The sequence below is a fragment of the Pseudomonas sp. Hz4 genome (assembly GCF_054898165.1).
Window position 1 is genome coordinate 5600918 of record NZ_CM142719.1, and the last position, 22569, is coordinate 5623486.

General features: G+C 59.4%; 18 protein-coding genes and 1 pseudogene. 7 read left to right on the plus strand and 12 right to left on the minus strand.

What is annotated here, in order from left to right; genetic code table 11:
* Nucleotides 1-62: 62 nt before the first annotated feature.
* A pseudogene (locus tag ACYZTR_RS25890) lies at nt 63-188 on the plus strand (LysR family transcriptional regulator); the annotation flags it as partial.
* A gap of 227 nt (nt 189-415) precedes the next feature.
* On the opposite strand, the gene ACYZTR_RS25895 reads toward ACYZTR_RS25890, so the two are convergent.
* From ACYZTR_RS25895 to bioB, 10 genes are all read right to left on the minus strand, one after another.
* Nucleotides 416-2194: an acyl-CoA dehydrogenase C-terminal domain-containing protein gene (locus ACYZTR_RS25895; RefSeq protein ID WP_461974905.1), complete on the minus strand. Its 1779-nt coding sequence runs from the start codon at nt 2192-2194 to the stop codon at nt 416-418.
* Nucleotides 2195-2381: 187 nt separating this feature from the next.
* A complete protein-coding gene (locus tag ACYZTR_RS25900) occupies nt 2382-4178 on the minus strand; it encodes an acyl-CoA dehydrogenase C-terminal domain-containing protein (RefSeq protein ID WP_461974907.1) in 1797 nt (598 codons plus the stop codon).
* Nucleotides 4179-4268: 90 nt separating this feature from the next.
* Entirely contained in the window at nt 4269-5558 is a 1290-nt protein-coding gene (locus tag ACYZTR_RS25905) for a GGDEF domain-containing protein (RefSeq protein WP_461974909.1), read from the minus strand.
* A gap of 198 nt (nt 5559-5756) precedes the next feature.
* Nucleotides 5757-7562: a phenylacyl-CoA dehydrogenase gene (locus tag ACYZTR_RS25910; protein ID WP_461974911.1), complete on the minus strand. Its 1806-nt coding sequence runs from the start codon at nt 7560-7562 to the stop codon at nt 5757-5759.
* Nucleotides 7563-7839: 277 nt separating this feature from the next.
* On the minus strand, nt 7840-8136 hold the full coding sequence (locus ACYZTR_RS25915; RefSeq protein ID WP_461974913.1) for a pyrroloquinoline quinone biosynthesis protein PqqE: 297 nt from the start codon (nt 8134-8136) through the stop codon (nt 7840-7842).
* Between the two features lie 107 nt (nt 8137-8243).
* Nucleotides 8244-8924 (minus strand): dethiobiotin synthase, encoded by a 681-nt coding sequence (gene bioD / locus ACYZTR_RS25920; RefSeq protein WP_461974915.1) that lies wholly within the window; start codon nt 8922-8924, stop codon nt 8244-8246.
* Nucleotides 8924-9733, minus strand: coding sequence for a malonyl-ACP O-methyltransferase BioC (gene bioC / locus ACYZTR_RS25925; RefSeq protein WP_461974917.1), 810 nt, complete (start codon nt 9731-9733; stop codon nt 8924-8926). Before bioC ends, bioD begins: the two co-directional genes overlap by 1 nt.
* Nucleotides 9726-10457 (minus strand): alpha/beta fold hydrolase, encoded by a 732-nt coding sequence (locus ACYZTR_RS25930; protein ID WP_461974919.1) that lies wholly within the window; start codon nt 10455-10457, stop codon nt 9726-9728. Before ACYZTR_RS25930 ends, bioC begins: the two co-directional genes overlap by 8 nt.
* Nucleotides 10450-11628: an 8-amino-7-oxononanoate synthase gene (bioF, locus tag ACYZTR_RS25935; RefSeq protein WP_461974921.1), complete on the minus strand. Its 1179-nt coding sequence runs from the start codon at nt 11626-11628 to the stop codon at nt 10450-10452. The genes ACYZTR_RS25930 and bioF overlap by 8 nt, the downstream gene beginning before the upstream one ends.
* Nucleotides 11629-11721: 93 nt before the next feature.
* On the minus strand, nt 11722-12777 hold the full coding sequence (gene bioB, locus ACYZTR_RS25940) for a biotin synthase BioB (protein ID WP_461974923.1): 1056 nt from the start codon (nt 12775-12777) through the stop codon (nt 11722-11724).
* Nucleotides 12778-12868: 91 nt separating this feature from the next.
* Here bioB and ACYZTR_RS25945 point away from each other — a divergent pair, with 91 nt between their 5' ends.
* The 5 genes from ACYZTR_RS25945 to rarD all read left to right on the plus strand — a co-directional run bounded on the left by ACYZTR_RS25945 (nt 12869) and on the right by rarD (nt 18498).
* Nucleotides 12869-13609: a ComF family protein gene (locus ACYZTR_RS25945; RefSeq protein ID WP_461974925.1), complete on the plus strand. Its 741-nt coding sequence runs from the start codon at nt 12869-12871 to the stop codon at nt 13607-13609.
* Between the two features lie 63 nt (nt 13610-13672).
* The gene (locus ACYZTR_RS25950) at nt 13673-14437 is read left to right on the plus strand and encodes a TOBE domain-containing protein (protein ID WP_461974927.1); all 765 of its coding nucleotides are present in this window, start codon (nt 13673-13675) and stop codon (nt 14435-14437) included.
* A gap of 58 nt (nt 14438-14495) precedes the next feature.
* Nucleotides 14496-16397 (plus strand): PhoX family protein, encoded by a 1902-nt coding sequence (locus ACYZTR_RS25955; RefSeq protein ID WP_461974929.1) that lies wholly within the window; start codon nt 14496-14498, stop codon nt 16395-16397.
* 151 nt (nt 16398-16548) lie between these two features.
* The gene (locus ACYZTR_RS25960) at nt 16549-17523 is read left to right on the plus strand and encodes a serine/threonine protein kinase (protein WP_461974931.1); all 975 of its coding nucleotides are present in this window, start codon (nt 16549-16551) and stop codon (nt 17521-17523) included.
* Between the two features lie 87 nt (nt 17524-17610).
* Complete coding sequence (gene rarD, locus ACYZTR_RS25965; protein WP_283189275.1) at nt 17611-18498, plus strand: EamA family transporter RarD; 888 nt, start codon at nt 17611-17613, stop codon at nt 18496-18498.
* Between the two features lie 215 nt (nt 18499-18713).
* On the opposite strand, the gene ACYZTR_RS25970 is transcribed toward rarD, so the two are convergent.
* Complete coding sequence (locus ACYZTR_RS25970; RefSeq protein ID WP_007947710.1) at nt 18714-19232, minus strand: glycine cleavage system transcriptional repressor; 519 nt, start codon at nt 19230-19232, stop codon at nt 18714-18716.
* Nucleotides 19233-19711: 479 nt separating this feature from the next.
* Here ACYZTR_RS25970 and ACYZTR_RS25975 point away from each other — a divergent pair, with 479 nt between their 5' ends.
* Nucleotides 19712-21901: a malate synthase G gene (locus ACYZTR_RS25975; RefSeq protein ID WP_461974933.1), complete on the plus strand. Its 2190-nt coding sequence runs from the start codon at nt 19712-19714 to the stop codon at nt 21899-21901.
* Nucleotides 21902-22006: 105 nt separating this feature from the next.
* On the opposite strand, the gene ACYZTR_RS25980 is transcribed toward ACYZTR_RS25975, so the two are convergent.
* On the minus strand, nt 22007-22453 hold the full coding sequence (locus tag ACYZTR_RS25980) for a response regulator (protein ID WP_461974935.1): 447 nt from the start codon (nt 22451-22453) through the stop codon (nt 22007-22009).
* Nucleotides 22454-22569 lie beyond the last annotated feature (116 nt).

Here is a 22569-nt window from a genome sequence, read left to right on the forward strand (position 1 = left end):
TCAAGACCGTGTTTCTGAACGATGCTCAGCAACTTCAGCGCCATGCTCGAATTGAAAGTCGGTTGGTGTGTCGGGATGTGCAGTGACAACAAGCCTCGCTGGCCTTATGGCGTACGCTGCTGGAAGAAGTGATGAATGGCTCGGAGGGGCGTTTGAGCAGTCCGGCAACACTGGATGATATGAACTGAGCACTTTTCTGCAGGTAAAAGAAAACCCCGCCGAAGCGGGGCTTTGCAGACTGTTTCCCTGACATCCATTTCACTCCACCGTCCTGGCAGAATCCTACGTGTCCGTGTTGTTGCTTTGCGCTTCCTGCGCGACGTCCATGTGAAGTAGATTAGCTGTGGATCCAATTTGCATCTATGGGAGAAGAGCAGCACGTCATGTAAGAAAATGCTTACACGACGTTACATTGTCAGAACTGTCCTGCGTCCAGCAGGAACAACGACTCGCTGCCGGCCTTCACCGACGCGCTCAATGAGTGAATACGCGGCAGCAGGCGTGCGAAATAGAACCGCGCCGTGCCCAGCTTGCTCGCGTAGAAATCGTCCTGCGCTTCTTTGCCAAAGGCAGCCTTGGCCATCAGTGCCCACATGTAGGCGTAGGCCACATAACCGAAGGCTTGCAGGTACTCGACCGAGGCCGCGCCGATTTCGTTCGGGTTGTTTTTCGCCCGGTCGAGTAACCAGGCGGTCAGTTCGTCGAGGGTGGTCACCGCATCGTTCAGCGGTTTGGTGAACTCCACCAAGTCAGCACTGGCGGTCGCGGTGAAATGACGGATCTCGTCAGCGAACAGGTTGTAGAACGCCCCGCCGGTGCCGACGATCTTGCGTCCTACCAGGTCCAGCGCCTGAATGCCGTTGGTGCCTTCGTAGATCTGGGTGATGCGCACGTCGCGCACCAGTTGCTCCTGACCCCACTCACGGATGTAACCGTGACCGCCGAAAATCTGCTGTCCATGAATCGTGACTTCCAGACCGAGGTCGGTCAGGAATGCCTTGGCCACCGGGGTCAGCAAGGCCACCAAATCTTCCGCGCGTTTGCGGGTCGTGGCGTCTTCACTGAATTTGGCGGTGTCCAGTTGCATGGCCACGTAAGTCGAGAAGGCACGACCGCCTTCGTTCGACGCTTTCATGGTCAGCAGCATGCGACGCACGTCCGGGTGGACGATGATCGGGTCGGCCACTTTGTCCTTGTTCTGCGCACCGGTCGGCGAACGGCTTTGCAGACGGTCGCGGGCGTACTCGACGGCGTTCTGGTAGGAGCGCTCGCCGCAGGCCAGGCCCTGGATACCAACGCCCAGACGTTCGTAGTTCATCATGGTGAACATTGCCGCCAGGCCTTTGTTCGGCTCGCCGACCAGGTAACCCACGGCTTCGTCGAAGTTCATCACGCAAGTCGCTGACGCCTGAATGCCCATCTTGTGTTCGATCGAACCGCAATTGGCCGGGTTACGCGCACCGAGAGTGCCATCGGCGTTGACCATGAACTTCGGCACCAGGAACAACGAGATGCCTTTCGGGCCTGCGGGTGCATCCGGCAGTTTGGCCAGCACCAAATGGATGATGTTTTCGGTCAGATCGTGCTCACCACCGGTGATGAAGATCTTGGTGCCACTGACTTTGTAGGAACCGTCGGCCTGAGGTTCGGCCTTGGTGCGGATGATGCCCAGATCAGTACCGGCGTGCGACTCGGTCAGGCACATCGAACCGGCCCAGACACCGGCGTACATGTTCGGCAGGTACGCGGCTTTCAGCGCTTCGCTGGCGTGGGCATTGATCGACAGGCAGGCACCCGCGGTCAGCATCGGATACAGACCAAATGACAGACTGGCGGAGTTGACCATTTCTTCGACCTGAGCCGAAACAGCCTTGGGCATGCCCATGCCGCCGTAGGTCGGATCGCCACCGACACCGACCCAACCGCCTTCAGCGTAGGTCTGATAAGCCTGTGGGAAACCGGCCGGCGTGGTGACGGCACCGTCCGCCCAATGGCAACCTTCTTCGTCAGCCGCACGGCTCAGGGGCGCGATGCTTTTGCTGGTGACCTTGCCGGCTTCTTCAAGAATGGCTTCAACGGTTTCTGCATCGACAGTCTCGGCCAGCACAGGCAGTTCGGCCCAGAGTTTGGCGACCTCGAACACTTCATTGAGGACGAAGCGCATATCGCGCAGGGGCGCTTTGTAGTCAGCCATGGCAAACCTCGCAGGATCTAAACAGGTGATTCGTAGGAGTTGTGTTTTCGTTGAGTTCGAGTGTAACCCAACAACTTTTACGACACATAGGGTCAGCTCATGACTGTTTTGTTATTTTTGGTCACTGAAAAGCCGAGCATTAAAGAAGCCCGCAGCTAGGCAGGCTCTTTTACGTCGGCTTGAACAACTAGAGCGCGAACAACTCCGCAGGCAACTTCATCAGGCAATCGCTGCCTGCCTCAATGGCCGCTCGATGAGCAGCCGTGCGTGGCAGCAAACGTTTGAAGTAAAACTCGCTGGTCGCCAGTTTTGCCTGGCAGTAATCGGCATCGCCACTGCCCGAATCGAGCTGTGCCTGAGCGACCAGCGCCATGCGTAACCACAGATAGCCTAGGATGATGTAACCGCTGTACATCAGGTAGTCCACCGAAGCCGCGCCGACTTCATCCGGATTTTTCATCGCGGCCATGCCGACCTTGGTGGTCACCTCTCCCCACTGCCGATTCAGGTCGTTGAGCTGCGCCACATAGCTGGCGAGTTGCAGATGCTCGGCGTTTTCCGCACAGAACTTGTGGACGATTCTGGTGAACCCGCGCAGCAATTTCCCTTGGCTGCCGAGGACTTTTCTTCCCAGTAAGTCCAGCGCCTGAATACCGTTGGTGCCTTCGTAGATCGGTGCGATCCGGCAGTCACGAACCAGCTGCTCCATGCCCCACTCGCGGATGAATCCGTGACCACCAAACACCTGCATGCCGTGGTTGGTCACTTCCAGCCCGGTATCGGTCATGAAGGCTTTGCAGATCGGCGTGAGAAACGCCAGCAGGTCTTCGGCTTCCTGACGCGCCGTTTCATCCGGGCCCAGATGCGCTACGTCCAGCAACTGTGCGGTGAAATAAGTCAGCGCCCGGTTGCCTTCGTTGAAGGCCTTCATGGTCAGCAACATCCTGCGCACGTCAGGATGAACAATGATTGGATCGGCGGCTTTTTCCGGCGCTTTCGGGCCGGTCAGCGAGCGCATCTGCAGGCGGTCGTTGGCGTACTTGATCGCACCCTGGAAGCTCGCCTCCCCCAGACACAAACCCTGCATGCCGGTGCCCAGCCGTGCATGGTTCATCATGGTGAACATGCAGTTCAGGCCCTTGTTCGGCTCACCGATCAAGAAGCCCTTGGCGTCGTCGAAGTTCAGTACGCAGGTGGCCGAGGCCTTGATGCCCATTTTGTGTTCGATCGAGCCGCAGGAAACGCCGTTGCGCTCGCCAGCATCACCCTCGTCATTGGGTAGGAATTTAGGAACGATAAACAGCGAAATGCCCTTGGTGCCGGCCGGAGCATCCGGCAGTTTCGCCAGCACCAGGTGAATAATGTTGTCGCTCAAATCGTGCTCGCCGGCGGAGATGAAAATCTTGCTGCCGGAGATCGCGTAACTGCCATCGGCCGCAGGCACCGCGCGGGTTTTGATGATGCCCAGGTCGGTGCCGCAATGGGCTTCGGTCAGGCACATGGTGCCGGTCCATTGGCCGGCGGTGAGTTTGCTCAGATACGTCTGTTTTTGTTCTTCAGTGCCATGGGCGTGGATTGCCGACATCGCGCCGTGGGTCAGGCCGGGGTACATGCCCCAGGAGGTATTGCTGGAGCCGACCATTTCGCTGATAACCAGCCCCAGTGAACTCGGCAAACCCTGGCCACCGTAAACCGGATCAGCCGCCAGGCCATGCCAGCCGCCTTCAACGTATTGTGCGAATGCCCGCTTGAAGCCTGTAGGCGTCGTGACCACACCATTGTCGAAATGGCAGCCTTCTTCGTCGCCGCTGCGGTTCAGCGGTGCGAGAACGTTCTCACAGAATTTGGCACCTTCTTCGAGGATCGCATTGACCATGTCCGGGCTGGCATCGGTGGCGCCCAGCGCGGCGTAGTTGCTGTGAAAATCGAAGACGTGGTCGATCAAAAAGCGCATGTCGCGCAGGGGAGCTTTGTACTCAGGCATGGTCATTTCTCCGGCAGCAGATTCCCCAAACCTACTGCCGCGCACCCGCCCTCACAATCACAGTCCAGACGCTGAATGCGTCATCATCACTCAATCATTAGCGGCGTCCATGCGCACCGCGCCACGGCGGTTCTGACCGAACGCCACCACGCAGTTTCGCCCTGCACCCTTGGCGCTGTAGAGCGCCTCGTCAGCGGACTTGAGCACTTTTTCGGGGGTACGCTGCTCCAGTCGTTCGGCGACACCAATACTGACGGTGACCGACACACTTGAGGCGCCCGAACCCGCCCGGCGTTGGCGACCTTGCTGGTCGTCCTGGGGGCGGCTGTCCTGATTGCGCAGCTGAATGTTGTAGGTGGCGATGGACTCGCGGATGACTTCCAGGTGCGGCATGCACTCTTCTAGGGTCTTGCCCGCGAACACCAGGGCGAATTCCTCACCGCCGTAGCGATATGCCTTACCGCCTCCGCCGATTTTCGACAGTTTGCTGGCGACAAGTCGCAGCACCTGGTCGCCGACATCGTGGCCGTGGGTGTCGTTGAATTTCTTGAAGTGGTCGACGTCACTCATTGCCAGCACGTAATTGCGCCCCAACCGCTGCATCCGCTCGTTCAAGGCGCGGCGGCCCGGCAGACCGGTGAGCTCGTCACGGAAGGCCATTTGATAGGCCTCATGGGCGACCGCTGCGGCAATCATCAACATCACCTGACTGCACATGATGTTCAGGGTGAACGGCAGGATGAACGTTTTCGGCAACATCCAGAACAACCCGAGCAAGCCCACCAATTGGGCAGCATGCAAGGGTCTCGGGTTGCGCCAGTATTGCCAGGCCAGTAACGCAAACGAGGCGATGAACACTGGATAAGACAACTGGATCAAGCTCATCCAGGCGCCATGCAAGGCTGGCCAACGGATCTGCGACAGCCACATCAACAGCGCTTGTGGGTAACTTTGTTCCAGCCCCAACGCTACGCTACCGAAGGCGATCAATACCGCAAAGCGCGCCACCATGTCCTGGAACAGGTGGGTGCGCTCCTGCCAGGCGGCGAACACGCCAAAGAGCAGCGGCAGCAACAGGCAGCACAGATGAAAGACCACCGCGGCGTCTTCACGGACTTTGCCATTGTCGCGGTAGTAATCAGTCTGGGTGTCGAGCAGGAAGTAGGCGATGTACACCGTGACCATCAGAAACAGCTCACGCTGACGTCGGTAAACCGCGCAGTAAGCACCGCCGAGCAACAACACGAGCGTTGGCAGTACGTTGAACAGCGAGGTGAAAAAGACGTTCAGATCTTTCACGTACGCAGCCGCAAGCCCCGCAAGCAAAAGCACTAATGACGGCAGGAAATGGCTGTAACGCACAGCGGAAGAACGCGGCAAGGGTAAAGCTCCGACCCGGCTAACAAAGATGGCACTGTGCCTGCCCCTTGAGCAGCATGTCACATCGCCACCCTCTTTAACGGCAGCAAAGGCGTTCTTCTTAGCGTTTTAGTCAGGAATATTTACACGTTGATATCGCGCACAAAAAAGCCGCTGCTCCCGAGGAAGCAGCGGCTTTATGAAGCGACAGCGTGGGACTTAGTAACCCAGTGCGAAGTCTTCTTCTTTCATGTCCATCAGGTTGTTGGCGCCCGACAGCATGGTGACAACATGAGTGCGAGTACGCGGCAGGATGCGCTGGAAGTAGAAGCGCGCAGTCTGCAGCTTGGCGGTGTAGAACGCCTCTTCGGTGGTACCGGCAGCCAGTTTCTCGGCAGCCAGACGCGCCATGTCGGCCCAGAAATAAGCCAGGCAGGCGTAACCGGAGTACATCAGGTAGTCCACCGATGCCGCGCCGACTTCTTCGCGGTCTTTCATGGCCGCCATCCCGACCTTCATGGTCAGCTCGCCCCACTCTTTGTTCAGCGCAGCCAATGGCTCGACGAACTCTTTGACCGCTTCGTTGCCTTCGTTGGTCTGGCAGAACTTGTGGACGATCTTGGTGAAGCCTTTCAGAGCCTCGCCTTGAGTCATCAGCACTTTACGGCCCAGCAGGTCGAGTGCCTGGATACCGGTGGTGCCTTCGTACAGCATCGAAATGCGGCTGTCGCGAACGTTCTGCTCCATGCCCCACTCGGCGATGAAGCCGTGGCCGCCATAGATTTGTACGCCGTGGTTGGCGGACTCGAAGCCGACTTCAGTCATGAAGGCTTTGGCGATTGGCGTCATGAACGCCAGCAATGCGTCGGCTTTCTTCTTCTCTTCTTCGTCCACGCCGTATTTGACGATGTCGACTTGCTTGGCGGTGAAGTAAACCATCGCACGGTTGCCTTCGGCGAAGGCTTTCATGGTCAACAGCATGCGACGTACATCAGGGTGAACGATGATCGGGTCAGCAGCTTTTTCTGGTGCTTTCGGGCCGGTCAGCGAGCGCATTTGCAGACGATCGCGAGCGTATTTCAGGCCGCCCTGGAAACCGATCTCGGCGTGAGCCAGACCTTGCAGCGCAGTACCCAGACGTGCGGTGTTCATGAAAGTGAACATGCAGTTCAGGCCTTTGTTCGCCGCGCCGATCAGGAAACCGGTGGCCGCGTCGAAGTTCATCACGCACGTGGCGTTACCGTGGATACCCATTTTGTGTTCCAGGGACCCGCAGGTCACGGCGTTGCGAGCGCCGATCGAACCGTCTTCGTTCGGCATGAACTTGGGAACGATGAACAGCGAAATGCCTTTGGTGCCTGCCGGTGCATCCGGCAGGCGTGCCAGCACGATGTGGACGATGTTGTCGGCCATGTCGTGTTCGCCGGCCGAGATGAAGATCTTGGTGCCGGATACTTTGTAGGAACCGTCGGCCTGAGGTTCGGCCTTGGAGCGCAGCATGCCCAGGTCGGTGCCGCAGTGCGGTTCGGTCAGGCACATGGTGCCGGTCCACTCGCCGGAAACCAGTTTAGTCAGGTAAGCCTCTTGCTGCTCAGGCGTGCCGTGCTCGGAAATGGTGTTCATCGCGCCATGGGACAGGCCTGGGTACATGCCCCACGACCAGTTGGCTTCGCCAACCATTTCGCTGACGGCCAGACCCAGAGACTCCGGCAAGCCCTGGCCGCCGTGCTCTACGGCGTGGGCCAGGCTTGGCCAGCCGCCTTCGACGAATTGTTTGTAGGCTTCTTTGAAGCCCGTCGGGGTTTTAACGCCGGACTCGCTCCAGGTGCAACCTTCGGTGTCACCCACGCGGTTCAGCGGTGCCAGCACCTGCTCACAAAACTTGGCGCCTTCTTCGAGAATGGCGTCAACCATGTCTGGAGTTGCGTCCTGGCAAGCCGGAAGGCTTTGATAATGCGCTTCGTAGCCGAGCAGCTCGTCACGAACGAAGCGAATATCACGCAAGGGGGCCTTGTAGTCAGGCATAGCGATAAACCTCTGCTGATGTAACCGGGAATGAACGACCGTGTTGATTTGTTGTGACGGTCAAACAGTTGTTTGAAACATACGTTTGCGCCTAAAGCTTGTCAAGCGCCGATCTTTTGCCATTCGTCATCACGTCATGGGAATACCGGGCACAGCGCAGGGCAACACCGTTGACTGAGCAACACGCTGTGCAGGAAATATTAGTTGAGCGAGAAAGACTTACGCAGAAAAACGCCGCGAAAAGTCGCGGCGTCGAAGAAGCGGATTCAGCGAGGGATCAAGCGAACGTATCAATCAACGTACCGAGCACTTCGTCGGATGCCTTGGCGACTTTGGCACCCAGCTCAACCTGAAATTTGCCTTGGGACATTTCGACCATGTTACTGGTCAGGTCCGACTGCTGACTGCGATCGACTGAACGCAGACGATCAGCCTGAGCTTCGGAAGACTGGCTGGTCACCGAGCGCTCGATCGTAGTGTTGGCGATCTGGCCGGAGGCTTGATCGACACGGTTCTGCCCTGTCTGAATAGTGCTCAGACCGGCATAAAAAGCGGTGTTTCCTGAGATTTCCATGGGAGAACTCGTCCTTGCAAAGGATCAACAGCGGCCATTGAACCAGACCCACCGGCAAAAGGCCCGACAAAAACACTAATGGCACAGTGCCTTGTCATAGTGAAAATCTAGTCCAACAAATCCAGTTGAAGGTGCTCGGCCACCGCTTCGGCGGTCACCCACTTGAGTTTCGGCACCCGACCCAGGCACGGTGCCGGGATCCGCTCAGCGAGTGTCGCAAGGTTTTCCTCCAGACGCGCAGTCTTCGCATCAATGATATTGGCCACCCACCCCGCCAACTGCAAACCGTCCTGAGCAATTGCCTCGGCCGTCAGCAGCGCATGGTTGATGCAACCCAGACGTACACCCACCACCAGGATCACCGGCAGATCCAGCGCCATCGCCAGGTCCGACAGATTGTCCTGATCTGCCAAAGGCACCCGCCAGCCTCCAGCGCCTTCGATCAGGGTGAAATCGGCCTGCATATCGAGGATCTCCCGCATCGGCACCAACAACGATTGCACCGTCAATGCCACACCGGCCTCCCGTGCCGCCAGATGCGGAGCGATGGCGGGTTCGAACGCCACAGGGTTGACCTGTGCATAAGTCAAAGGCACCGAGCACTCCGCCAGCAACGCCAATGCATCGGCGTTGCGCAAGCCCTTGGGCGTCACATCGCAGCCGGAGGCGACCGGCTTGCCCGCCGCCGTACTCAACCCCGCCGACCGCGCGGCATGCAGCAAGCCTGCGGCAATGGTGGTCTTGCCGACATCAGTGTCCGTGCCGGTGATGAAATACGCTGCGCTCATTAGGGTTTCTCCAAAACGGCGTACACCACTTGATAAGTCGCCGGCAGACCTTCGGCCTGACGAAATTGCTCATAAGCCTCGACCAAGCCGAGGATCCGCGCCCTGCCGGTCAAACCACCCGGCCGACCGGGGTTCAGGTTGTGCGCGCCCAGTGCCTTGAGTTCATGGGTCAGGCTGCGCACATCCGGGTAATGCAACACGTGCGGCCGGGTTTCCAGGCTCGCGACGCTCAAACCGCTGGCCGCGCACAGCTGTTGATAAACCCCGAACTCGCGGAAGCGGTTGACGTGCACCATGCCGTCCACCTGACGCCAGCTGTCACGCAGCTCAAACAACGTGCCCACGCACAGACTAGCAAACGCGAAAATTCCGCGCGGTTTTAGCACCCGATCTGCCTCACTGAGCACCGAGGCGAAGTCTGCACACCACTGCACCGCCAGGCTGGAGAAGATCAAATCGCAGGTCGCATCCTGCAACGGCAACCGCTCGGCATCGCCTGCGATGAAATGCGTCGCACCACCCAAAGGCCGGGCGTGATTGAGCATACCCTCGGCGATGTCGAGCGCGACCCCGTTTCCCGAAGGGAATTTCTGTGCCATTGCTCGGCTGAAATGTCCGGTGCCACAGCCCAGATCCAACCAGCGAGCCGGGGAAAAACCCTCCGGCAACCGGCTCAACAATTGGCTGCCAACATCACGCTGCAATTCGGCCACGCTGTCATAGCTCGCCGCCGCGCGGGAAAAGGATGCCGCCACCTGGCGTTTGTCGGGCAAGCCGCCGGGCAGGTCGGGAAGGGATAAATCAGTCATCACCGAACTCATGCAAAAAGGCTTGGATCGCCCCCGCCACACCGTGAGGGTCTTCCAGAAGAAACGCGTGACTGGCCTGCTCAATCAGACCGATTTCGACATCCGGCAGCAACGCCAGCAGGTCCCCTGCCGCTTCGGCCGGAACCAGTCCGTCGAGGCCGGCGAACAAGTGCAATTGCGGACCGCGGAATGCTTGCAATGCCTCGCGGGTATCCAATTGTGCGAGCAACTCCAGGCCGCTCATCAGCACATCAGGCGACGTGTGTGGCGCGCCACCGAGCAACAGCCGCGACAACCCGCGTGGATCTTCAGCGCCCTGGGCACAGAGCAGCGAAAAGCGTTTCAACGTCATGCGCGGATCGGTGTGACAACCCGCCAGAAACGCATCGAAGGTCTCACCGGGCATCGCGCTCGGCCATTGCTCATGGGCGACAAATGAAGGATTGCTCGCCAGGGTCAGCAAGCCGCAGCAACGATCGCCGCGCCGGGCCGCTAACTCGGAAGCGAGCATGCCGCCGAGCGACCAGCCGCCGAGCCAGACATCCTGAGGCACCGTCGAATCCAACTCATCGAGCCACTCCTCAAGATCGCTTGATTCCAGTTCCGGCAATGGTTCGATCTCGACCTGCAGGTGTTCATCCAGCCCCTGTAACGCGGCGGCCAAAGGTTCCAGCGGCGAAATACCAAGGCCCCAGCCGGGCAGCAGAATCAAACGATTACGCATGGCTTGGCTCCGGTCCTAGTTGTTGAAAACAATCGGCCAGTCCATTTAACAATAGCTGCACCTGCGCCTCGCTGTGCGCGGCGGTCAGGGTCACACGCAGTCGGGCGCTGCCGGCAGGCACGGTCGGTGGACGGATCGCCGTCACCATCAGACCGCGTTCGCGCAACATCTGCGACAGTCGAACCGCACGCCCGGCATCGCCGATCATGATCGGCTGGATCGGCGTGAAACTGTCCATCAACTCCAGGCCGATCTGCTCGGCACCGTGGCGGAATTGGCGGATCAGCGTTTTCAGATGCCCACGTCGCCAGTGTTCGCTACGCAGCAGCTCAAGGCTTTTCAGCGTCGCGCAGGCCAGCGCCGGCGGCTGACTGGTGGTGTAAATGTAAGGACGGGCGAACTGGATCAGGCTCTCGATCAGTTCCTCGCTGCCCGCCACAAACGCCCCGGCCGTACCGAACGCCTTGCCGAGGGTGCCAACCAATACCGGCACGTCTTCCTGACTCAGGCCAAAATGCTCGACGATCCCGCCGCCATGGGCACCCAGCGGACCAAACCCGTGAGCGTCATCAACCATCAACCATGCACCTTTGGCTTTTGCCTCCCGAGCCAGCGTCGGCAGGTCGGCGATGTCGCCGTCCATGCTGAATACGCCGTCGGTGACGACCAGGGTGTTGCCGGTTGCCTTCTCGAGACGCTTGGCCAGACTCGCCGCGTCGTTGTGCAGGTAGCGATTGAAGCGCGCACCGGACAACAGCCCTGCATCCAGCAAGGACGCGTGATTGAGCCGGTCTTCCAGCACTGTATCGCCCTGCCCGACCAGCGCGGTGACCGCACCAAGGTTGGCCATGTAACCGGTGGTGAACAACAGCGCGCGCGGGCGACCGGTGAAATCGGCCAAGGCTTCTTCCAGCGCGTGATGCGGGCTGCTGTGGCCGATGACCAAGTGCGATGCCCCGCCGCCGACGCCCCAACGTGTTGCCCCGGCGCGCCAGGCTTCGATCACTTGCGGGTGATTGGCCAAGCCCAGGTAGTCGTTGTTACAGAACGCCAGCAACGGCTGGCCATCAACCACCACTTCCGGGCCTTGAGGGCTTTCGAGCAATGGGCGTTGGCGATAAAGATTTTCGGCACGACGGGCCGCCAGGCGCGCGCTGAGATCGAAAGACATGCAGGCCTCGTGGGTCAGATCACAGAATGTGGGCGTTACCCAACCCCAATGTGGGAGCGGGCTTGCTCGCTCCCACACTCGATTTGTGTCGGGTCAGATAGCCGCGTTGTAGAACTGCTCGCTGCTCTTCTGCTCAACCAGCGCTTGTTCGATCGCGGCCTGATGCACTTCGTCGGCGTGCTCTTCGCGCGCTTCCGGCAGAATCCCCAGACGCGAAAACAGTTGCATGTCCTTGTCGGCCTGCGGGTTGGCGGTGGTCAGCAATTTATCGCCGTAGAAAATCGAGTTGGCACCGGCGAAGAACGCCAGGGCCTGCATCTGCTCGTTCATCGCTTCGCGGCCGGCGGACAGGCGCACGTGGGATTGCGGCATCAGGATGCGGGCGACAGCAAGCATGCGGATGAAGTCGAACGGGTCGATATCGTCGGCGTTTTCCAGCGGCGTACCGGCGACTTTCACCAGCATGTTGATTGGCACCGACTCAGGATGCTCTGGCAGGTTGGCCAGCTGGATCAGCAGATTGGCGCGGTCATCAAGCGACTCGCCCATGCCGAGAATGCCGCCGGAGCAGATCTTCATTCCCGAATCACGCACATAGGCCAGGGTTTGCAGGCGCTCGCTGTAAGTGCGGGTGGTGATGATGCTGCCGTAGAACTCAGGCGAGGTATCGAGGTTGTGGTTGTAGTAGTCGAGGCCGGCGTTGGCCAACGCCTCGGTCTGATCCTGATCCAGGCGACCGAGGGTCATGCAGGTTTCCAGGCCCATGGCTTTCACGCCTTTGACCATTTCCAGCACGTACGGCATGTCTTTGGCCGACGGATGTTTCCACGCCGCGCCCATGCAGAAACGGGTCGAACCGATGGCCTTGGCGCGAGCGGCCTCTTCGAGGACCTTCTGCACTTCCATCAGTTTTTCTTTTTCCAGGCCGGTGTTGTAGTGACCGGACTGCGGACAATATTTGCAATCTTCCGGGCAGGCGCCGGTTTTGATCGACAGCAGCGTCGACACCTGGACCCGGTTCGCGTCGAAATGTGCGCGGTGCACCGTCTGCGCCTGGAACAACAGGTCGTTGAATGGCTGAACGAAGAGTGCTTTGACTTCGGCCAAAGACCAGTCATGACGCAGGGTTGCAGCGGTGCTGGCGCTCATGGGCGTTTCCTTGTTTTATGCATGGCTTGCGGCTGGGGAATGGAATACCCACAGACGCGACACGGATGTTCGGCATATTTAAGGAAGAGCGATGCGCTGTCAACCACGATACGTAGGACCGGTCTACATCTGGTTAAACAATGACCAACACTGTCTACTCTGCAGTGAAACAACCGAAGGACCCACGCCCATCTGCATGGCGTGCGAAACCGACCTGCCCTGGCTTGGCGATCATTGTCAAACCTGCGCACTGCCGTTGCCCGCCGCTGGCCTGACCTGCGGCCAATGTCTGAAACAACCGCCCACCTTCGAGCGAGTTGCCGCGCCATGGACGTACAGCTTTCCGGTGGACACGTTGATCACTCGCTTCAAACATTCTGCGAAGTGGCCGTTTGGCCGCCTGCTCGCCGAACTTCTCGCGCAATTCCTGCAAAATCGCTTCGATGAGGATCTAGAACGGCCCGACGCTCTGGTCCCGGTGCCGCTGGCCGCCAGGCGCCTGCGCCAACGGGGTTTCAATCAGGCCGCGATGCTGGCCCGCTGGCTTAGCGCCAGCCTCGACATTCCTTGTGATGAAACGCTGCTGTTGAGGATTCAGGACACCCGCGCGCAACAGGAGCTGAATGCCGACGCACGCAAAAAAAACCTGCACAATGCTTTCACTTTGGCGCCCGATGCGGCCATCAAGGGTCGACATCTGGCAGTGGTCGACGACGTGCTCACCACCGGCGCCACAGCCCAGGCCCTCGCTCGGCTGTTGATGGACGCCGGCGCTGCGCGGGTGGACGTCTATTGCCTGGCCCGCACACACAAACCCGGCGATGCGCCCTGACTTGACTCCCAAGCCCCAAGCCGCCAACGTCCTTCCCATCGCCACAGCCCAAAGCGTCTTGCCATGTCCTTGCCTACGTTGTTGTCCCAGCACATCGTCCGTCGTCCGCAGCGCATCGCGTTACTGCAGCACATCGCCGAACAGGGCTCGATCACCCGCGCCGCCAAAAGCGCGGGCCTGAGCTACAAAGCGGCCTGGGACGCCATCGATGAGTTGAACAACCTCGCGCAAAAGCCGTTGGTGGAGCGCAGTGTCGGCGGCAAGGGCGGCGGTGGCGCCAAACTCTCCAGCGAAGGCGAGCGCGTATTGCGCCTGTATCAAAAGCTCCAAGTCTTGCAGGCCCAGGTGCTGGAAGTTGCAGAAGATGCCAGCGACCTGGACCTGCTCGGTCGGCTGATGCTCAGAACCAGCGCGCGCAACCAATTGCATGGCAAGGTTGTGGCGATCGAAGCCCAGGGACGCAACGACTGCATTCGACTTGAACTGGCTGAAGGCTTGACCATCAATGCGCAGATCACCCACGACAGCACTCTGCGGCTGGAACTGGAAACCGGCACCGAAGTGGTCGCCCTGATCAAGGCGGGTTGGCTCGACTTGCTGGGTATCGAGGACGACGCAACGCCGGGACACAATTGCCTGACGGGGATCATCGAAGAAATTCTCGACGCCGAGGACGGCCCCAGTGAAGTTCGAATCGGCCTGCCCAATGGCCAGACGCTGTGCGCACTGGCTGAACCACAGCACTTGAAAACCCTCGGCCTCGCCGCCGATAAACCGGTGCGGGTGCAATTTGCGCCGTCCAACATCTTGCTCGGTACACCGCTTTGAAACACAAGCGTCATTAACGCTCATTAAGGTGACTGCAAAAACCCGCAGGGAGCTTGATGTGAGCCTATTAGAAGACAACCAATCCACCGACCTCGAGAAAATGGTCGGCCTCAGCCGTCGAGGCTTCATCAGCGCCGGCGCCCTTTGTGGTGCAGCGATGTTCCTGGGTGGCAACCTGCTGAGCCGCAGCGTGCTGGCCGCCAGCGTCAGCGCCGGCTCCAGCAAACTGTTGGGTTTTGACAGTATTCCCGCCGCCACCAGCGACGCCATCAGTCTGCCGCCAGGCTACAAATCCTCGGTGTTGATCAGCTGGGGGCAGCCCCTGCAGAAGAACGGCGCGGCGTTCGACCCAAGTGGCAACGGCACGGCCGAGCATCAGGAAATCCAGTTCGGCGACAACAACGACGGCATGAGCCTGTTCGAATTCCCCGGTGACAACAACCGGGCGCTGATGGCGATCAACAACGAATACACCAACTATCGCTACCTCTACGCCCACGGCGGCATGCCGCAGTCGGCTGCAGACGTGCGCAAGGCGTTGGCCTGTGAAGGCGTGTCAGTGATCGAAGTGCAGCGCAAGAACGGCCAGTGGCATTTCGTCGAGGACTCGCGTTACAACCGGCGCATTCACGGCAACGCGCCGATCAGTCTGAGCGGCCCGGCCGCCGGCCACGAGCTGCTGAAAACCAGTGCCGACCCACATGGCAAGAACGTCCTTGGCACCTTCCAGAACTGCGCCAACGGCAAGACGCCGTGGGGCACGTATCTGACCTGCGAAGAAAACTTCACCGACTGCTTTGGCAGCAGCAATGCCGAGCAAAAGTTCGACGCCGCGCAGAAACGCTACGGCGCGGTGGCGGCCAGCAAAGAGATCAACTGGCACCCGCACGACGAGCGCTTCGATCTGGCGAAAAACCCCAACGAACTCAACCGTCACGGCTGGGTGGTGGAAATCGACCCGTTCGACCCGCAATCGACGCCAGTTAAACGCACCGCGCTGGGTCGTTTCAAACATGAAAACGCCGCCCTTGCCCAAACCAATGACGGTCACGCCGTGGTGTACATGGGCGACGATGAACGCGGCGAATTCATCTACAAATTCGTCAGCCGCGACAAAATCAACCACAAAAACCCCAAGGCCAACCGCGACCTGCTGGACCACGGCACCTTGTACGTGGCGCGCTTCGACGCGGGCGACGGTAATGCCGATCACCCAAAAGGCCAGGGTGAATGGATCGAACTGACCCACGGCAAAAACGGAATCGACGCCAGCAGCGGCTTTGCCGATCAGGCCGAAGTGCTGATTCACGCGCGCCTCGCGGCCACGGTGGTGAAAGCCACGCGCATGGATCGTCCGGAGTGGATCGTCGTCAGCCCCAAGGATGGCCAGGTCTATTGCACGCTGACCAACAACGCCAAGCGTGGCGAGGATGGCCAGCCGGTGGGCGGACCCAACCCGCGCGAGAAAAACGTCTATGGGCAGATTCTGCGCTGGCGCACCGACCGTGACGATCACGGCGCCAAAAGCTTTTCCTGGGACCTGTTTGTGGTCGCCGGCAACCCGGGCGTCCACGCCGGCACGCCAAAGGGCGGTTCGTCGAACATCACGCCACAGAACATGTTTAACAGCCCGGATGGGTTGGCTTTCGATGATGCCGGACGGTTGTGGATTCAAACCGATGGCGACTCGAGCAATGCCGGTGATTTCGCGGGCATGGGCAACAATCAGATGCTCTGCGCTGACCCAGTAACCGGGGAGATTCGGCGCTTCATGGTCGGGCCGGTGGGCTGTGAGGTGACGGGGATCAGCTTCTCGCCGGACCAGAAGACCTTGTTTGTCGGGATTCAGCATCCGGGGGAGAACGGTGGGTCGACGTTCCCTGAGCATCTGCCGAATGGCAAGCCGCGGTCTTCGGTGATGGCGATTTCCCGGGAAGATGGCGGGATCGTCGGCGCCTGATCAGCGTTCCCCTAATGATCGTTCCCACGCGCCGCAAAGGAATGCCTCACCGGACACTCCGCGTCCGCGTAGGGAACGATCCCCTAAAGACAGCCCGTCTGCGCTACCATGCTTGGCCGGACGCGGCAGCCTGCTGCGCGCAGGAGTCAGCATGGCCCACCCGTTTGCAACCCTCACCCCCGACCTCGTGCTCGATGCCGTCGAAAGCATCGGCTTTCTCAGCGACGCGCGCATTCTGGCGCTCAACAGCTATGAGAACCGTGTCTATCAGGTCGGCATCGAAGACTCCGAGCCGCTGATCGCCAAGTTCTACCGTCCGCAGCGCTGGACCAACGAAGCGATTCTCGAAGAGCACCAATTCACCTTCGAACTCGCCGAGTGCGACGTGCCGGTGGTCGCGCCGATGATTCACAACGGTGTCAGCCTGCATGAACACGCCGGTTTCCGATTCACCCTGTTCCCCCGCCGTGGTGGCCGTGCGCCAGAGCCTGGCAATCTCGATCAGCTGTATCGCCTGGGGCAACTGCTCGGTCGCCTGCACGCCGTCGGCGCTACAAAGCCGTTCGAACACCGCGAAGCGCTGGGCGTGAAGAACTTCGGCCATGACTCGCTGACGACATTGCTCGAAGGCAATTTCATACCGCGCAGTTTGCTGCCAGCCTACGAGTCGGTGGCCCGCGACCTGCTCAAGCGTGTGGAAGAGGTCTACAACGTTACGCCGCACAAGAACATCCGCATGCACGGCGACTGCCACCCCGGCAACATGATGTGCCGCGACGAGATGTTCCATATCGTCGACCTGGATGACTGTCGCATGGGACCGGCGGTGCAGGACATCTGGATGATGCTCGCCGGTGATCGTCAGGAATGTCTCGGTCAGTTGTCGGAATTGATGGACGGCTACAGTGAGTTCCACGACTTCGATCCGCGGGAACTGGCGTTGATCGAACCGCTGCGCGCCTTGCGCCTGATGCACTACAGCGCCTGGCTCGCCCGCCGCTGGGACGACCCGGCGTTCCCGCACAGTTTTCCGTGGTTCGGTACGGAACGGTATTGGGGTGATCAGGTGTTGGCGTTGCGCGAACAACTGGCTGCACTCAACGAAGAACCATTAAAACTTTTCTGACAACCGCATCTCCTACAAGGGATCAGCACATCGCGGCAAATCTCCTTACAATCCCCTCTTTGTTAGCTGCCTAAGCAAGGATTCTGCATGCAAGCCGCCAACCCGCGTCGCGGGTACATCCTGGGCCTGAGTGCCTACATCATCTGGGGACTTTTCCCGCTCTACTTCAAAGCCATCGCCAACGTGCCTGCCGTGGAGATCATCATCCACCGAGTGCTCTGGTCCGCGCTGTTCGGCGCCTTGCTGCTGATGGTGTGGAAACATCCGGGCTGGTGGCGCGAGTTGCGTGACAACCCGAAACGCCTGGCGATCCTGGCCCTGAGCGGCACGCTGATCGCGGCCAACTGGCTGACCTACGTCTGGTCGGTGAACAACGGGCGCATGCTCGAGGCCAGCCTCGGTTACTACATCAACCCGCTGGTGAACGTGCTGTTGGGCATGCTGATCCTTGGCGAACGGCTGCGGCGCATGCAATGGCTGGCGGTTGGCCTCGCGGCGGTTGGCGTTGCGCAACAGGTCTGGCAAGTCGGCAGTCTGCCGTGGGTGTCCTTGGTGTTGGCGCTGACCTTCGGTTTTTACGGACTGATCCGCAAGCAGGCACCGGTCAAAGCGTTACCTGGACTGGTGGTGGAAACCTGGATGCTGGTGCCGATTGCCGTCGCATGGTTGCTGTTCAACCCCACCGCCAGCAGCGCTCAAGCCGAATTCTGGACCACGTCCGAAGCCTGGTGGCTGGTGGCCGCCGGTCCGGTGACGTTGGTGCCGCTGGTGTGTTTTAACGCCGCTGCACGGCATTTGCCTTACACGACGCTGGGATTTCTCCAGTACTTGGCGCCGACGCTGGTATTGCTGCAAGCCGTTCTGCTGTTTGATGAACACTTGTCATCCAGCACCCTAGTGGCGTTCATCTTTATCTGGGCAGGCCTGGCGGTTTACAGCGTCGATGCGGTGATAAGTTTGCGTCGGCGCCGCTGATCAAAAAACGTACAAATCCCCACAGGCCACGTTCTATGTGGCCTGCATCAATCCTTCCCAAGGTTATCCACAGCCTGATCCCCGGCGTTTGTGCGCAACTTGTTGAAACTGCTGGTTTTTTGATCAGAATCTAAAGAGCCCCGGCCGACGTGGCCTGGCGGGCTGTCTCTACAGGTTATCCACAGGCAGGTGCACGTATAACTTGGATAACCTCTTCAGGGTTCGCTGCGCAGTACCAATTCGACCATCAAATCGTCCGCCAGGGTTTCCAGTCGCGATTGCAGCACGTCCAGAGACAGCGTCAGCGGCACGGCGAGAATGGCTTCAGCGTGAAACAAAGGCTCGCTGCTCATCGGCGCCGGACGTACTTCGGTCACCAGACGCTCCAGGTTCACCCCCTGCTCACTCAGCAGACGCGTGATGTCGCGTACGATCCCAGGGCGGTCATTGCCCACCAATTCCATGGCAATCGGTTTCCAGGTGCACGATTGCTCGATGCCGCTTTCGGCAATCAGCACGCGAATGCCATGAGCGGACAACGCCTGTAGGGCATCCACCAGTTCATCGTAGGCCTCGGCCGGCACGCCCACACGAAGAATCCCGGCGAACTGCCCGGCCATGCGTGACATGCGACTTTCCAGCCAGTTACCGCCGTGCTCGGCAATGCACTGGGCGATGCGCTCGACCTGCCCTGGCTTGTCTGGAGCGAATACAGTGAGTACGAGGTGGTCCATGGCGCAGCCCTCTTGTCATGACTTTTGTTATCGAAGACCAAGTATAGGCAAGGGTCGGGAATCGGCTCAGGGCCTCGGAAAACCAAAGCTCCATAGCAGTGAAACGAAGATTATGTGTACAAGTTTTTATATTTAACTGGAACAATCCAATAGTTTTTTGAGAACATCCCGATCCCCGACATGACTGCAATGCGTCATGGGGTCGCAGAACGACGTAATTAGTCTAATTTTCACAACCGCAATTCATCATGTAGTATGCCGCAGCGCGCACTACATAACGTTGGATCGATGTCTGCCACAGGCACAGTCGCAACCCTGAAAGCCCCGTCAGCAAGGCCTCCAAGCCGTTGATTGGACCGAACCCAGCCGCCCGAACGGGCATGTACTGGCAGACGGGTTTGTGGTTTAAATGGCCAGAGGCTTCATTGTCAAAATTGAAGAGCTGAAAAGCGAAATAGCTGAGCAGAGTGAGGCAAGCAATGACTGAACACGTTCAAGTCGGGGGCCTGCAGGTCGCCAAAGTCCTGTTCGACTTCGTGAACAACGAAGCCATTCCCGGTACCGGCCTCACCGCCGATAAGTTCTGGGCCGGTGCCGACAAGGTCATTCATGACCTGGCGCCGAAGAACAAAGCCCTACTCGCCAAACGCGATGATATCCAGGCCCGTATCGATGGCTGGCACCAATCCCGCAAAGCTCTTGGGGTAGCTCAGCCACACGACGCCGTGGCCTATAAAGCCTTCCTGCAAGACATCGGTTATCTGCTGCCAGAAGCGGCTGATTTCCAGGCAACGACGAAAAACGTCGATGACGAAATCGCCCGCATGGCCGGTCCACAGCTCGTGGTTCCGGTGATGAACGCCCGCTTCGCGCTCAATGCCTCAAACGCCCGCTGGGGTTCGCTGTATGACGCGCTCTACGGCACCGACGCCATCAGCGAGGCTGACGGCGCGGAAAAAGGCAAAGGCTACAACAAGGTTCGCGGTGATAAGGTCATCGCCTTCGCCCGCGCCTTTCTCGATGAAGCGGCGCCATTGGCTGCCGGCACTCACGTCGATTCCACCGGCTACAAGATCGTTGACGGCAAACTGGTGGTCGCCCTTAAAGGCGGCAGCAACACCGGCCTGCGCGACGATGCGCAGCTGATCGGTTTCCACGGCGATGCAGCCGCACCGACCGCGATCCTGCTGAAGAACAATGGCTTGCACTTCGAAATCCAGTTCGACGCCAGCACCCCGGTCGGACAGACCGACGCTGCCGGTGTCAAAGACATCCTGATGGAAGCCGCGCTGACCACCATCATGGACTGCGAAGACTCCGTCGCCGCCGTCGATGCCGATGACAAAGTGGTGATCTACCGCAACTGGCTCGGCCTGATGAAGGGCGATCTGTCGGAAGAAGTCTCCAAGGGCGGTCAGACCTTTACCCGCACCATGAACACCGACCGCACCTATACCGGCGTCGATGGCCAGGAACTGAGCCTGCACGGTCGTTCGCTGTTGTTCGTGCGTAACGTGGGTCACCTGATGACCATCGACGCGATCCTCGACAAAGAGGGTAACGAAGTGCCGGAAGGCATTCTCGACGGCCTGGTCACCAGCCTGGCAGCGATCCACAGCCTCAACGGCAATAACTCGCGCAAGAACAGCCGTACTGGCTCGGTCTATATCGTGAAGCCAAAGATGCACGGCCCGGAAGAAGCGGCCTTCACCAACGAGCTGTTTGGTCGCATCGAAGATGTCCTCGACCTGCCGCGCAACACCCTCAAAGTCGGGATCATGGACGAGGAGCGCCGTACCACGGTTAACCTCAAGGCCTGCATCAAGGCCGCCAGCGAGCGTGTAGTGTTCATCAACACCGGTTTCCTCGACCGTACCGGCGATGAAATCCACACCTCCATGGAAGCCGGCCCGATGGTGCGCAAGGCGGACATGAAGGCTGAGAAGTGGATCGGCGCCTACGAGAACTGGAACGTCGATATCGGTTTGAGTACCGGCCTGCAAGGTCGCGCCCAAATCGGTAAAGGCATGTGGGCCATGCCGGACCTGATGGCAGCGATGCTGGAACAGAAAATCGCTCACCCGATGGCCGGCGCCAACACCGCTTGGGTTCCATCGCCGACCGCTGCTGCGCTGCACGCGCTGCATTACCACAAGGTCGACGTGTTCGCCCGTCAGGCCGAACTGGCCAAACGTGCGCGCGCTTCGGTGGATGACATCCTGACCATCCCGTTGGCCGTCAATCCAGACTGGACTGCAGAGCAGATCAAGAACGAACTGGACAACAACGCCCAGGGCATTCTCGGTTACGTGGTGCGCTGGATCGACCAGGGTGTCGGCTGCTCGAAAGTGCCGGACATCAATGACATCGGTCTGATGGAAGACCGTGCGACGCTGCGGATTTCCAGCCAGCACATCGCCAACTGGCTGCGTCACGGCATCGTCACCGAAGATCAGGTCATGGAAAGCCTCAAGCGCATGGCGCCAGTGGTTGACCGTCAGAACGCCAATGACCCGCTGTATCGTCCGCTGGCACCGAACTTCGACAGCAACATCGCCTTTCAGGCGGCGGTCGAACTGGTGGTCGAAGGCACGAAGCAGCCGAACGGCTACACCGAGCCGGTCCTGCACCGTCGTCGTCGCGAGTTCAAGGCTGCCAATGGCCTGTAACTGAGCGCCGACACCGGACAAAAAAAGCCCTGATCGAGAGATCAGGGCTTTTTTGTTTGTGGATTAGATCGTTCCCACGCTCTGCGTGGGAACGATCATCAGAACCTACACATCCATTCCCAACTCATGCTTGACCAGCGCCAACAGCTTGCCGGTATCGATAGGCTTGAGCAGGAAGTCCACCACGCTCAAATGCATCGCAGCGATCGCATCTTTCACGTCGGCGTCACCGGAAACAATGATGATCGGCATTGCCGCCCGAACCGACTCACGCACCTGGCGGATCAGGTCCAGGCCGTCGACATTCCTCATCCGCAGATCCGTAATGACCAGGCCGATCGATGGCGTCGTCTCTAACATCTTGAGTGCAGTTTCACCACTGGCGGCGGTCATGCAGCGCACTCCATCCAGCGCAAGCATCTCCGACAGCAGCTCACGCGCATCTTTATCGTCGTCGACGATCAGCACCCGCTGCGGCGGCAGGTCAGGTTCCTGCATGACGGCACTCAGCGCCTCGCGCTCGGCGTCGCTCAAAATATCGTGGTCGGACATGGCCTACTCTGCGTTTTCAATTTAATTCCCTATTACTGTCGTCTGACATCACCCTGCAGACCTTCAGGGTGCACTTCGTCGGAAAGTTTTCCTATAGCCAATGCAGGAGGTTTTTC